At 69.7% G+C, this 13,704-nt stretch carries 11 protein-coding genes; 6 read left to right on the top strand and 5 right to left on the bottom strand.

Features of this window, described 5'->3' with window-relative positions:
- Positions 1-19 precede the first annotated feature (19 nt).
- The 5 genes from BG90_RS03935 (at position 20) to BG90_RS03915 (ending at position 5,222) form a co-directional block, all read left to right on the top strand.
- Positions 20-1,348 (top strand): ABC transporter substrate-binding protein, encoded by a 1,329-nt coding sequence (locus BG90_RS03935; RefSeq protein WP_010101963.1) that lies wholly within the window; start codon positions 20-22, stop codon positions 1,346-1,348.
- A 100-nt stretch (positions 1,349-1,448) separates the two neighbouring features.
- Positions 1,449-2,393, top strand: coding sequence for a carbohydrate ABC transporter permease (locus BG90_RS03930; RefSeq protein ID WP_010101966.1), 945 nt, complete (start codon positions 1,449-1,451; stop codon positions 2,391-2,393).
- Positions 2,390-3,268 carry a carbohydrate ABC transporter permease gene (locus tag BG90_RS03925; protein WP_010101967.1) on the top strand — a complete coding sequence of 293 codons (879 nt, stop codon included), beginning with the start codon at positions 2,390-2,392 and terminating at the stop codon, positions 3,266-3,268. Before BG90_RS03930 ends, BG90_RS03925 begins: the two co-directional genes overlap by 4 nt.
- Positions 3,265-3,975 (top strand): HAD family hydrolase, encoded by a 711-nt coding sequence (locus tag BG90_RS03920; RefSeq protein WP_010114237.1) that lies wholly within the window; start codon positions 3,265-3,267, stop codon positions 3,973-3,975. The genes BG90_RS03925 and BG90_RS03920 overlap by 4 nt, the downstream gene beginning before the upstream one ends.
- Before the next feature lie 59 nt (positions 3,976-4,034).
- Entirely contained in the window at positions 4,035-5,222 is a 1,188-nt protein-coding gene (locus BG90_RS03915; RefSeq protein WP_010114238.1) for an ABC transporter ATP-binding protein, read from the top strand.
- A gap of 124 nt (positions 5,223-5,346) precedes the next feature.
- Here BG90_RS03915 and BG90_RS03910 read toward each other — a convergent pair whose 3' ends face one another.
- The 5 genes from BG90_RS03910 to BG90_RS03890 form a co-directional block, all read right to left on the bottom strand.
- On the bottom strand, positions 5,347-6,648 hold the full coding sequence (locus BG90_RS03910; RefSeq protein WP_025989682.1) for a haloacid dehalogenase-like hydrolase: 1,302 nt from the start codon (positions 6,646-6,648) through the stop codon (positions 5,347-5,349).
- A gap of 179 nt (positions 6,649-6,827) precedes the next feature.
- Positions 6,828-7,781, bottom strand: a complete 954-nt coding sequence (locus BG90_RS03905; protein ID WP_010101973.1) for a sugar-binding transcriptional regulator — start codon at positions 7,779-7,781, stop codon at positions 6,828-6,830.
- An 81-nt stretch (positions 7,782-7,862) separates the two neighbouring features.
- Positions 7,863-9,344, bottom strand: coding sequence for a xylulokinase (gene xylB, locus BG90_RS03900; RefSeq protein WP_045568054.1), 1,482 nt, complete (start codon positions 9,342-9,344; stop codon positions 7,863-7,865).
- Positions 9,345-9,440: 96 nt separating this feature from the next.
- On the bottom strand, positions 9,441-10,832 hold the full coding sequence (gene dalD / locus BG90_RS03895) for a D-arabinitol 4-dehydrogenase (RefSeq protein WP_038801930.1): 1,392 nt from the start codon (positions 10,830-10,832) through the stop codon (positions 9,441-9,443).
- 178 nt (positions 10,833-11,010) lie between these two features.
- Positions 11,011-11,922, bottom strand: a complete 912-nt coding sequence (locus tag BG90_RS03890) for a LysR family transcriptional regulator (RefSeq protein ID WP_010101979.1) — start codon at positions 11,920-11,922, stop codon at positions 11,011-11,013.
- A 93-nt stretch (positions 11,923-12,015) separates the two neighbouring features.
- On the opposite strand from BG90_RS03890, the gene mdlC reads away from it, so the two are divergent.
- Entirely contained in the window at positions 12,016-13,635 is a 1,620-nt protein-coding gene (gene mdlC / locus BG90_RS03885; protein WP_045568053.1) for a benzoylformate decarboxylase, read from the top strand.
- Positions 13,636-13,704: the final 69 nt, after the last annotated feature.

The following is a 13,704-nucleotide window of genomic DNA, read 5'->3' as shown; positions in this document are numbered from 1 at the left end:
TCAAGACAGGAGACATGCCATGCAACGAAAGACGCTCATCGCCGCCGCCGCGCGCCTCTTCGCCGGCGCCGCGCTCGCGTCGTCGGCGCTCGCCGCGCAGGCGGCGACGCTGACGATCGCGACGCTCAACAATCCGGACATGATCGAGCTGAAGAAGCTGTCGTCCGCGTTCGAGAAGGCGAACCCGGACATTCGCCTGAACTGGGTGATTCTCGAAGAAAACGTGCTGCGCCAGCGCGCGACGACCGACATCACGACGGGCAGCGGCCAGTTCGACGTGATGGCGATCGGCACGTACGAGGCGCCGCAGTGGGGCAAGCGCGGCTGGCTCGCGCCGATGACGAACCTGCCCGCCGACTACGACCTGAACGACGTGATCAAGACGGCGCGCGACTCGCTGTCGTACAACGGCCAGCTCTACGCGCTGCCGTTCTACGTCGAGAGCTCGATGACGTTCTACCGGAAGGACCTGTTCGCGGCGAAGGGCCTGAAGATGCCCGAGCAACCGACCTACGACCAGATCGCCGAGTTCGCCGACAAGCTGACCGACAAGGCGAACGGCACGTACGGGGTCTGCCTGCGCGGCAAGGCCGGCTGGGGCGAGAACATGGCGTACGTGTCGACGGTCGTCAACACGTTCGGCGGCCGCTGGTTCGACGAGAACTGGAACGCGCAGCTCACGTCGCCCGAGTGGAAGAAGGCGATCAACTTCTACGTGAACCTGCTGAAGAAGAACGGGCCGCCGGGCGCGAGCTCGAACGGCTTCAACGAGAACCTGACGCTCACCGCATCGGGCAAGTGCGCGATGTGGATCGACGCGACGGTCGCGGCGGGCATGCTGTACAACAAGCAGCAGTCGCAGGTCGCGGACAAGATCGGTTTCGCGGCGGCGCCTGTCGCCGCCACGCCGAAGGGCTCGCACTGGCTGTGGGCGTGGGCGCTCGCGATCCCGAAGACGTCGAAGCAGCAGGACGCGGCGAAGAAGTTCATCGAATGGGCGACGTCGAAGCAGTACGTCGAGATGGTCGGCAAGGACGAAGGCTGGGCGTCGGTGCCGCCGGGAACGCGCCAATCGACCTATCAGCGCGCCGAGTACAAGGCCGCCGCGCCGTTCTCCGACTTCGTGCTGAAGGCGATCCAGACCGCGGATCCGAACGATCCTACGCTGAAGAAGGTGCCGTACACGGGCGTCCAGTATGTCGGCATTCCTGAATTCCAGTCGTTCGGCACGGTCGTCGGCCAGGCGATCGCGGGCGCGGTCGCGGGACAGATGAGCGTCGATCAGGCGCTCGCGGCCGGCCAGGCCGCGGCCGACCGCGCGGTGCGCCAGGCCGGCTACCGGAAGTGAAGCGCCGCGCGCGCCGCGCCGCTCGCGGCGCGCGCGGCATCGCAGTCACGCGGGCGCAAGCGGCACGCGCGCCCGCGCATCGAAAGAGGCGGTCCCGATCATGCGTCACTTACGTCTTCCTCTCGCTCACTCGGCGTCGCTCGGCGACGCGGGGCCCGCCGCCGGCGAGCGTGCGCGCGGCAAGCCGGCGCGCTGGCTCGCGACGCCGTCCGTCGCCGTGCTGTTCCTGTGGATGGCGATCCCGCTCGCGATGACGATCTGGTTCTCGCTTTCGCGCTACAACCTGCTGAATCCCGATGTCAAAGGCTTCGCCGGCCTCGACAACTACCGCTTCCTCGCGACCGATCCGTCGTTTTTGCCGGCGATCTGGCACACGCTCGCGCTGATCGGCTCGGTGCTCGCGATCACGGTGATCGGCGGCGTGCTGATGGCCGTGCTGTTCGACCGCAAGTTCTACGGGCAGGGCATCGCGCGCCTGTTCGCGATCGCGCCGTTCTTCGTGATGCCGACGGTGTCGGCGCTCATCTGGAAGAACATGATCCTGCATCCGGTGTACGGGCTCGTCGCGCGGGCGATGCTTGCGCTCGGGATGCAGCCGATCGACTGGTTCGCGCAATATCCGCTCGCGTCGATCGTGATGATCGTCGCGTGGCAATGGCTGCCGTTCGCATTCCTGATTCTCTTCACCGCGATCCAGTCGCTCGACCAGGAGCAGAAGGAGGCCGCGCGGATCGACGGCGCGGGCCCGTTCGCGATGTTCTTCTACATCACGCTGCCGCACCTGAAGCGCGCGATCGCGGTCGTCGTGATGATGGAGACGATCTTCCTGCTGTCGATCTTCGCGGAAATCTATACGACGACGGGCGGCGGCCCGGGCGACGCGACGACGAACCTGTCGTACCTGATCTACGCGCTCGGCCTGCAGCAGTTCGACGTGGGGCTTGCATCGGCGGGCGGGATTCTCGCCGTCGTGCTCGCGAACGTCGTGTCGTTCTTCCTCGTGAGAATGCTCGCGCGGAATCTGAAAGGGGAGTACGAAGCATGAGCGATCTGACCGTATCGACTTCGCACGGAACTTCTCACGGCGCGGGCGGCGGGCCGCCCGCCGCGTTCGGCGCCGTGAAGCGCGCGCTGCCCGGCGTGCTTGCATGGCTCGTCGCGCTCGTGCTGTTCTTTCCGATCTTCTGGATGGCGATCACCGCGTTCAAGACCGAGCAGCAGGCGTATTCGTCGACGCTCGTGTTCGTGCCGACGCTCGACAGCTTCCGCGAGGTGTTCGCGCGCAGCAACTACTTCGCGTTCGCGTGGAACTCGGTGCTGATCTCGGCGGGCGTCACGGTGATCTGCCTGCTGCTCGCCGTGCCCGCCGCGTACGCGATGGCGTTCTTTCCCGGCAAGCGCACGCAGAAAGTGCTGCTGTGGATGCTGTCGACGAAGATGATGCCGTCCGTCGGCGTGCTCGTGCCGATCTATCTGATGTGGAAGAACGCGGGGCTCCTCGACACCGTCTCGGGGCTCGTGATCGTCTACACGCTGATCAATCTGCCGATCGCCGTGTGGATGACGTTCACGTACTTCAACGAGATTCCGAGGGACATCCTCGAAGCCGGACGCATCGACGGCGCGTCGACGTGGCAGGAGATCGTCTATCTGCTGATGCCGATGGCGCTGCCCGGGCTCGCGTCGACCGCGCTCCTGCTCGTGATCCTGTCGTGGAACGAGGCATTCTGGAGCATCAACCTGTCGAGCTCGAACGCCGCGCCGCTGACCGTGTTCATCGCGTCGTACTCGAGCCCCGAAGGGCTCTTCTGGGCGAAGCTGTCGGCGGCGTCGCTGCTCGCGGTCGCGCCGATCCTCGTCGTCGGCTGGCTGTCGCAGAAGCAGCTCGTGCGCGGCCTCACGTTCGGGGCGGTCAAATGAAGGCAGACGCGACGGCGCAGGCGAACGACGCGCGCGTGCTCGTCTGCGATTGCGACGGCGTACTGATCGACAGCGAGACGATCGCGGCCGACGTGCTCGTGCGCGAGCTCGAGGCGCGCTGGCCGGGCGTCGCGGTGCGTCCGATCGTGATGCCGCTCCTCGGCCTGCGGACCGAGCGCGTGCTCGGCGGCGCGAGCGCGCGCGCAGGCCGTGCGCTCGCCGATTCGGACATCGAAGCGATTCGGCGCAGCGTCGAGGCGGCGGCCGTCGAGGCGCCGATCGTCGACGGCATCGACGCCGCGCTCGCGCAGGTCGATCTGACGATCGCGTGCGCGAGCAACAGCCGGCGGCATTACGTCGACGCCGCGCTGCGCCGGACGGGCCTGAAGCGCTTCTTCGGCGAGCGGCTCTTCTGCGCGGACGGCGTCGCGCGGCCGAAGCCCGCGCCCGACGTCTATCTCGCCGCCGCGCACACGCTCGGCGTCGCGCCGTCGCGGTGCCTCGTCGTCGAGGACAGCGCGACGGGCGTGACGGCCGCGGCGGCGGCGGGCATGACGGTGCTCGGCTTCATCGGCGGCGGGCACACGTCGCCGTCGCAGGTCGATGCGCTGCGCGGGATCGGCGCGCGGCGCGTGTTCGACGACATGCGCGAGCTGCCCGGGCTCGTCGCGCAATGGGTCGCGACGGGCGCGGTGCAGCCGTACTGAACGATCATGCCGCGCGCGTTCGATCGCCGCGCGGCCGCATAACTGAACGGAGACAAATCATGGCAAGCGTGCTCCTGCGCAATATCGCGAAGCGCTACGACGACAACGAAGTGCTGCGCAGCGTCAATCTCGACATCGCGGACGGCGAGTTCGTCGTGTTCGTCGGGCCGAGCGGCTGCGGCAAATCCACGCTGATGCGGATGATCGCCGGGCTCGAGGACATCTCGAGCGGCGATCTGCTGATCGACGGCGCGAAGGTCAACGACGTGCCGAGCGCGAAGCGCGGCATCGCGATGGTGTTCCAGTCGTATGCGCTCTATCCGCACATGACGCTCTACGACAACATGGCGTTCGGCCTCAAGCTCGCGGGCGCGAAGAAGCAGGAGATCGACGACGCGGTCAGGCAGGCGGCGAAGATCCTGCACATCGATCATCTGCTCGAGCGCAAGCCGAAGCAGCTGTCGGGCGGCCAGCGGCAGCGCGTCGCGATCGGCCGCGCGATCACGAGAAAGCCGAAGGTGTTTCTGTTCGACGAGCCACTGTCGAACCTCGACGCGGCGCTGCGCGTGAAGATGCGGCTCGAGTTCGCGCGGCTGCACGACGAGCTGAAGACGACGATGATCTATGTGACGCACGATCAGGTCGAGGCGATGACGCTCGCCGACAAGATCGTCGTGCTGTCGGCGGGCAGCGTCCAGCAGGTCGGCACGCCGAACGAGCTGTATCACGCGCCCGCGAACCAGTTCGTCGCGGGCTTCATCGGCTCGCCGAAGATGAACTTTCTCGCGGGCGTCGTTGAATCGGCGTCGGCCGACGGCGTGCTCGTGCGCTTCGAGTCGGGCGAGACGCAGCGCGTCGCGGTCGATGCGGCGGCGCTGCACGCGGGCGACGTGCGCGTAGGCGACGTGCGCGTAGGCGACGTGCGCGTAGGCGACATGCGCGTAGGCGACATGCGCGTGGGCGAGCGCGTGACGGTCGGTATCCGGCCCGAGCATCTGCACGTCGGCGTCGCGGGCGGCGACGGCGTCGTCGCGCGGACGATGGCGGTCGAGTCGCTCGGCGACGCCGCTTATCTGTACGCGGAGTCGCCGGTCGCGCCGGACGGGCTGATCGCGCGGATTCCGCCGCTCGACACGTATCGCGCGGGCGAGATGCTGCGCGTCGGCGCGCAGCCCGAGCACTGCCATCTGTTCGACGAAGCAGGGCGCGCGTTCAAGCGGAAGCCGAAGCACGCGATGGCGGCTTGATGCAAGGGCGGCGCGCGCCGGCCGCGCACACCTGGCCCGCCGCCCGATTCGGCGCGCGTCGCGGTGCGCATTGCGGTGCATATCGCGGCGCGCATTCCGGTGCGATACGCGTGCGCCGGCCTGCTCATGCGAGCAGCTTGGGCTCGCTCTTGCCGTACTTGATCGAGCGTTCGTCGGCGACCATCAGCCCGGTGTTCTCGTTGCGTCCCTGCAGCACGAGACGCGCGTCCTTCGCGCCGATCTGCTCGGCCGCCTTCCGGCTGTCGAGACCGATCTCGCCTTTCTTCATCCGGTTGACGATCACGCCGACAGCGGTATCGGCGAAGTCGCGCAGCATCCACGCGTCGCCGTCGCTGTCGCCGAACACGAGGAGCGGCCCGTAGCCCTTCTTCGACTGCAGCTCGTTGCGAATGCCGACGGTCTTGCCCGGCCCGTAGTTGAACTGCCAGTTCGGCGCGTATTCGTTCACGTACTTGCCGTCGGCCGTCACGAGCCGCATGCCGATCACGTTCTCCGCGGGCACGCCGTAGCCGAACGCCGGATGGCCGGCGAACACGCGCACGACGTCGTCGAGCGATGCGGTGCTCACGTACACGTCGATCCCGTTCGAGCGCAGCGTGTCCATCATCGCGCGAATTTCCTCGTGGATGCGGATGCCGTGGAAGTGTGTCGCGGCGACGACGCCAGCCTTGCCCGGCAGCGCGCGCGAGCTTTCGTACGCGACCTTGCGCAGCGCGTCGCCGAGATTCGCGACGTTGCTCTGATACGCCATCGCCTGCAGCTCGTCGCGCGTCATGCCCGCGTACCAGTACATGATCCACTTGTAGCCGATCTCGACCGGATACGTGTCGCAGATCGCGTCGTACATGAAATACAGCTTCGCGCGGAAATCCTTGAACTGCTCGCTGCGATGGATCTCGTCGAGCGGCTTGTCGCCGCCGAGGCCCTGATAGTTCGCATGCAGCCAGCGATAGTCGGCATCGACGTCGGCCGCGATGTCCTCCATCCGCACCGGCTTGCCGTCGATCGTCGTGTAGCCGAGCTTTGCGTCGAACGGGCCGTCCGGCACGCCCTGGCGCAGGATCGCGGAGAACTGGCCAGGCGTCAGCCGGTAGTGCAGCCCGTCGATCTGGTACATCAGCAGCGCCTCTTCGCAGTCGTTCATGATGCTCGTGTTGTCCCAGTCGAACACCGCGTAGGGCCGGCGGTCGGCGCGGTAGCGCGCGCTCGACGAGCCGTGCCCGGCGAGCACGTCGCGCAGCCGCGCGACGTTGTGCGGCGACCAGCGGCCGGGCGTCAGCGACAGCGGGGCGGCGGGCGTGGCGGCCGCGTCGGACGCGGCGCGCGCCGGGGACCATGCGGCGGCGGCCATCGCGGCCGAGGCGCTCGCCAACGAGCGAACGAAGTGTCGACGTCCTGTTTTCATCGAGGTTCTCCGAAGGGATCGCGCGGCGAAGCGGCGCGACGGAAATGACGCCGCCCGATCCGCCGGAAGCGACGGGATGCCGGTCAGCATCGCTTCCCATAAAACGGACTACCCGACGAAATCGGACATTGGTCTGTCGAAACGCGACTGATGCGGCGCAGCACGCGGCGTGCCTGTCGCTAGGCTTGCTCCGCGAGCGCCGCCCGCGCGCAGGTCTCGTCGGTCACGAGCCCCGACAGCCACCCGCCGCGCAGCGCCGCGAGCACCGCGACGCGCTTGCGCGGCCCGCCCGCGAAGCCGATCGTCGGCCGCTTCGGCGGCGCGTCGAGCGCGACGCTCGTCACGCGCGCGCTCGTCGACGCTGCGATTCGCCGCCCTTGCGCGTCGATCGGCAGACCGAGCATCTCGGCCACCGCGCCGAGCTCGACCATCTCGCTCAGCTCGTCGGCGGTGATGAAGCCGTCCTCGAACAGCGGGCAGTGCGCGCCGATGTTGCCGACGCCGACGAACGCGACGTCCGCTTGCGCCGACAGCTTCTCGACGATCCGGTACAGCCGGTGATTGCACCACTGCGCGCGCTCGGCGTCGCTGTCCGCGAAGAGCGGCGCGGGCAGCAGGAAGTGCTTGCCGCCCGTCTTCTCGGAGATGTGCTGCGCGACGTCGTACGGGTTCGACGAGCCGTCCTGCGCGATCGCGCCGACCATCGACACGAGCCGGTGCTGCGGCCGCTCGAGCTGCGCGATCTGCGCGACCGCGGCCTTCAGCGTCCGGCCGCTGCTGACCGCGACCACCATCGGCTTTTCTTCGTTCAGATAGCGCTCCATCACCTGCGCGCCCGCGACCGCGAGCTTGCGGTCGATCGCGTCGGGCGCGTCGCCGTCGATCGGCACGACTTCGCACATCGCGAGGCCGTAGCGCTTCGACAGCTGCGCGGCGAGATCGAGGCAGTCGGCGACGCGATGGTCGACGCGCACGCGAATCAGGTTCTTCTCGACCGCGAACGCGACGAGGCGCTGCGCGACGGGGCGCGACACCTGCAGCTTCTCGGCGATTTCGTTCTGGGTGTCGCCCGCGACGTAGTAGAGCCATGCGGCGCGCGTCGCGAGATCGAGTTTTTCGGAGGATTTGGACACGATAGGGGGATCTCAGGTCAGGCGGGCCGTCGAGCGCCGGGAAAAGTTCGCACTGTAGCGCACTCGCACTCGCACTCGCGCTCACGCGAGCCGCCGGCGCGACGGCTCGAACAGCGGCCGCACGTGACGGTACAGCGCGCGGAACGTGTCGAGCCGCTCGCGCAGCGCCGCGTGGCGAGCCGCGTTCGGCGCGAACTCGTCGCGCAGCGGCGGCTTCGTCAGCACGTCGCGCGGATCGCCGCCGACCGCGAGCCAGCCGAGCCGAGCCGCGCCGAGCGCCGCGCCCGTCTCGCCGCCGCCGTGCCGGCGCGTGCGCACGCCGAGCGCGTCGGCGATCAGTTGCGCCCAGTACGCGCTCCTCGCGCCGCCGCCGATCAGCGACAGCGCATCGGTTTGCGTGCCCCCTGCGATCAGCGCGTCGAAGCCGTCGGCGAGCGCGAGCGTCACGCCTTCGAGCACCGCGTAGCCGAGGAGGGCGCGGTCGGTGCCGTGCGTCATCCCGAAGAACACGCCTTGCGCGTACGGATCGTTGTGCGGCGTGCGCTCGCCCGACAGATAGGGCAGGAAGTACGGCGCGTTCCCGCAGGCGGCGGGATCGAGCGCGGCGACTTCGGCGAGGAGCGCCGGCTCGTCGGTCGACGTCAGCTTGCAGATCCAGCGCAGGCAGCTCGCCGCCGACAGCACGACGCTCATCTGCTGCCAGCGGTCGGGAATCGCGTGGCAGAACGCGTGGACGGCCGACGCCGGATTCGGCCGGAAGCGGTCGCCGACGACGCTCAGCACGCCCGACGTGCCGAGCGACACGAAGCCGTCGCCCGGCTGCGTCGCGCCGATGCCGAGCGCGCTCGTCGCATTGTCGCCGCCGCCGCCCGCGACGACGATCGCCTCGGCAAGGCCGAGCTCGCGCGCGACGTCCGCGCGCAGCGTGCCGGACGGCGCGTTGCCTTCGACGATCCTCGGCATCTGCGCGCGCGTCATGCCGCCCGCGGCGAGGAGCGCGCCGGACCAGTCGCGCTTCGCGGCGTCGAGCCACAGCGTGCCCGCCGCGTCGGACGGGTCCGACACCTTCGCGCCCGTGAGTCTCAGGCGCAGATAATCCTTCGGCATCAGCACGCACGCGATCTCGCGGAACACGTGCGGCTCGTGCCGCGCGATCCACAGGAGCTTCGGCGCGGTGAAGCCCGGCATCGCGAGATTGCCGGCGATCGCATGCAGATCGGGCGCGCGGGCTTCGAGTTCCGCGCATTCGTCGGCGCTGCGCATGTCGTTCCACAGGATCGCGGGGCGCAGCACGCGATCGTCGCGATCGAGCAGCACCGCGCCGTGCATCTGGCCGGACAGGCCGATTCCGCGCACTTCGCCGAATGCGCGAGGATGCCGCGCGCGCAACGCGGCGAGCGCGGCGAGCGTGCCCGCCCACCAGTCGTGCGGATGCTGCTCGGCCCAGCGCGGATGCGCGCGCGCGACGGTAAACGGCGTGCCCGCCGTGCCGACGACGATGCCGTCGGGCGAAAGCAGCAGCACCTTGACTTCGGAGGTGCCGAGATCGATGCCGAGATACATGGGCGGAAAACGGTGCGTCGACAGGGAGCCGCTACTTTAGCCGCGCGCCCGCCGCCGTGCCAATGGCGATTTGACCCGAGTGACGCGCGCGGCCGTTCAGCGGCGCGCGAGCCACGCGTCGACGCGCGCGAGGCCCGCGCGCAGCGCGTGGTCGAGCGCGGCCGTGCCGGCGAGCGATCCCCACAGCAGGCGCTGCCCGGCGAGCGCGGCGACGGGATCGTCCGCGCCCGCGATCGCGCGCGCGACGTCGGCGTCCATCACGCCGTCCTGGTACGCGTACGGCAGCGCGCCTTTCGCCCAGCGCTGCAGGAAGCGCAGGAAGAGGGCGGGCAGCACCGCGGTCGACGCCGGCTCGACGCCACGCGCGATCGATTCGGCGAGCGTCGGCGCGATGAAGCCGGGAATTTTCGAGAAGCCGTCGGCCGCGACGCGCTGGTTCGTGTCACGGATGTGCGGATTGCCGAAGCGGTCGAGCACGACGTCGCGGTAGCGCGCGAGATCGAGCGGGCTCGGCGTGAGGCACGGGATCACGTCGTCGGTCACGTATGCGTGCGCGAAGCCGCGGATGTCGGCGTCGTGCATGCCTTCGTGGATGTACGCGTAGCCCGCGAGCGTGCCCGCCCATGCGATGCAGCTGTGCGTCGCGTTCAGGATCCGGATCTTCGCTTCCTCGTACGGATGGACGTCGCCGACGAGTTCCGCGCCCGCCTTCTCCCATGCCGGGCGGCCGGCCGCGAAGCGGTCTTCGATCACCCACTGGATGAACGCTTCGCCCATGACCGGGCACGCGTCGTCGACGCCCGTCGCCGCGAGCACGCGCTCGCGCACGTCGGGCGTCGGGCGCGGCGTGATGCGGTCGACCATCGAGCTCGGGCACGCGACGTTCGCGTCGAACCACGCGAGCAGATCGACGAGCCCGCGCCGCGACAGGAATTCGCGCATGCCGGCGCGAAAGCGCGCGCCGTTGCTGCGCAGGTTGTCGCAGCTCAGCAGCGTGACGGGGCCCGCGCCGCGCGCGGCGCGCTCGGCGAGCAGCGCCGCGAGCGCGCCGTAGATCGTGACGCGCGCGCCTTGCAGATCGGCCGCGAGATCGGGATTCGACGCGTCGAGCCGGTCGTGTTCGTCGAGGTAGTAGCCGCCTTCCGTCACCGTGAACGACACGATCCTGCACGCCGGATCGGCGCCCGCGTCGACGAGCGCCGCGAGATCGATCGACCAGGGCAGCACGCGCGAGATCGAGCGGATCGTCTCGTATGCGCGCTCGCCCTGCGGCGTGACCGTTTCGAGCGTATAGACGCCGTGCTGCGCGGCGAGCGCGTCGCGCGTCGCGCGCAGGTCGTCGCGAATGTCGCCGACGACGAGCGACCAGCGCTCGCCGGCGGGCGACGCTTCGTTGACGCGATGCAGGTACCACGCCTGATGCGCGCGGTGGAACGAGCCGACGCCGATGTGCAAGATCGCCGGCGCGGCGCTGGATGGACTGCTCATCCCGTGTCTCCTGACGGCCGGCTGGCGCCTGCCGAATCTCGTATAGATCATTTGCTCTTGATGTGAGCGAATGATCGTATTCGGGTGGGCGAAAGTCAAGGCGATCGCGCGGGATTTCGATGCTGCGGCGCGCCAATCCGTGCGCGACGCGCGTGAGGCGACGCGTCGGCGCGAAGCGTCAGAATGGTTGGCGGGTCAGCAGCGCGAGCTGCTCGAGCAGCTTCGCCGCGGGGCCGGGCAGGATCCCGTGGCGGCGGCGGAACGCGGTCAGCGTGCGGGTCGCGGCGACGCCTTCGACGGGCAGCGTGTCGATCGTGCGCGCGCGGCGCTCCGCGCGGTACATCGGCTCGGCCATCCAGCTCAGGAAGCCCGCATGCGCGACGAGGCTCTTGAGCGCCGTCACCGAGCGGGTCTCGACGGCGATGGCGGGCGGCGCGAGCCCTTGCGCGTCGAACGCCGCGCGCATCTGCTCGTACGGCGCGGTGCCGCGCGGCGGGATCGCCCAGCGCGCGGCGCGCGTGTCGGCGAGCGCGAGCGGCGCGCCGGCGCCGCGCAGCGGATGATCGGGCGCGGCGACGACGTGGCTCACGTCGTCCCACCGGCATTCGGGGACACCGACGACGTCGTCCGTGTCCGGCACGCGCGTGCTGAGCGCGACGTCGATCTCGTGCGTCAGGAGCGCTTCGACGAGCCGGTCCCACACGCCTTCGACGATCTCGACGCGCAGGTTGGGCCACCGGTCGAGCACGCGCCCGATCGCGACGGGCAGCACGAGGCTCGCGATGCTGCCGACCGCGCCGACCTTGATCGTGCCCTTCGCGAGCCCGCGCAGCGCGTCGATTTCCTCGCGCGCGTGCTCGGCCTCGTGCTGCAGGAGCGTCGCGTGCGGCAACAGCGCCTCGCCGATCGCGGTGAGCTGCATCCCCTTCGAATGACGCTCGAAGAGCGGCGCGCCGATCTGGTCCTCGAGCCGCTTCAGGATGCGGCTCAGCGCGGGCTGCGTGACGTGCAGCGCGTCCGCCGCGCGGCCGAGGCTGCCGCTCGCGGCGATCGTCGTGAAAGCGCGCAGCTGGCGCAGATCGAAAGTCATGCCGTCGCGTAATGGCTTATTGCAGAAAATACAGTATCGGGGAATGTACCTGCCGCCGATACTGTGGAAATCGATATGAGGAGACACGCCCGCATGACCGCCCCCGACCTTCGCGCCGACGCGCCGATGCGCACCCCGTACACGGTCCGCGACGCCGTCATCGATCTGCTGCGCCAGTTCGGCATCCACAAGGTGTTCGGCAATCCGGGCTCGACCGAGCTGCCGATGTTTCGCGACTTCCCCGACGATTTTCAGTACGTGCTCGGCCTGCACGAGGCGGTCGTGGTCGGGATGGCGGACGGCTACGCACAGGCGACGGGCAATGCGGCCGTCGTGAACCTGCATTCGGCGGCGGGCGTCGGCAATGCGATGGGCAACCTCTTCACCGCGTACAAGAACAGGACGCCGCTCATCGTCACGGCCGGCCAGCAGGCGCGCTCGATTCTGCCGTTCGAGCCGTTTCTCGCGTCGGTGCAGGCGGCCGAGCTGCCGAAGCCGTATGTGAAGTGGAGCATCGAGCCCGCGCGCGCGGAGGACGTGCCCGCCGCGATCGCGCGCGCATACCACGTCGCGATGCAGGAGCCGCGCGGGCCCGTGTTCGTGTCGATCCCGGCCGACGATTGGGACCGGGCTGCCGAGCCCGTGCCCGCGCGCACGGTGAGCGCCGAAGTGCGGCCCGCGCCCGACGCGCTCGCGCGCCTCGCCGACGCGCTCGACGCGAGCGAGCGCCCGGCGTTCGTGATCGGCGCGGCCGTCGCGCGCGGGGGCGCGTGGGACGAGGCGGTGCAGCTCGCCGAGCGGCATCGCGCGCGCGTGTTCGTCGCGCCGATGTCGGGACGCTGCAGCTTTCCCGAGGACCATCCGCTGTTCGCGGGCTTCCTGCCGGCGATCCGCGAGCGGATCGTCGAGCGGCTCGCGGGCCACGACTTCATCCTCGCGTTCGGCGCGCCCGCGTTCACATATCACGTCGAAGGCTTCGGCCCGCACGTGCCCGCGGGCGCGGCGCTTCACCAGCTCGTCGACGATCCGTCGGTCGCCGCGTGGACGCCCGTCGGCGATGCGGTCGTCGGCAATCTGCGGCTTGCCGCGCGCGATCTGCTCGCGCGCCCCGCGCCGCGTGCGCGGCCGATGCCCGCGCCGCAAGCGCCGCGCGAGCGCGTCGGCCCGGGTGCGCCGGGCGGGCGGATGCCGGCCGCGTTCGCGCTGCAGACGCTCGCCGACGTGCGCGATCCGGGCGACGTCGTCGTCGAGGAGGCGCCGAGCGCGCGGCCGGTGATGCAGCGGCATCTGCCGTTCACGCGCCGCGACACGTTCTACACGATGGACAGCGGCGGCCTCGGCTACGGCATGCCGGCCGCGGTCGGCGTCGCGCTTGGCTCACCGGGGCGGCGTGTGATCGCGCTGATCGGCGACGGCTCCAGCCTCTATTCGATCCAGGCGCTCTGGAGCGCCGCGCATCTGAAGCTGCCGATCACGTTCGTGATCCTGAACAACGCGCGCTATGCGGCATTGCAGGACTTCGCGCCCGTGTTCGGCTTTCGCGACGGCGAGCCGGTGCAGGGCACCGCGCTGCCCGACCTCGACTTCGTGTCGCTCGCGCACGGGATGGGCTGCGCGGGCGTGCGCGTCGCCGACGCCGCGCGCCTGCGCGATGCGCTCGAACAGGCGCTCGCGTCGCCGGCCCCCGTCGTCGTCGACGTCGAGATCGCGTGACGCGCGCGGTCGCGACGTTGCATTCATCCGCATGACTGCGCATTGTCCAGCGTTGACAAGCACCCCGAA

It is taken from the genome of Burkholderia oklahomensis C6786 (genome assembly GCF_000959365.1).
In the GTDB taxonomy this organism is placed as follows: domain Bacteria; phylum Pseudomonadota; class Gammaproteobacteria; order Burkholderiales; family Burkholderiaceae; genus Burkholderia; species Burkholderia oklahomensis.
Note: the sequence above shows the minus strand (reverse complement) of the source record. Positions and strands in the feature narration are given on the sequence as shown.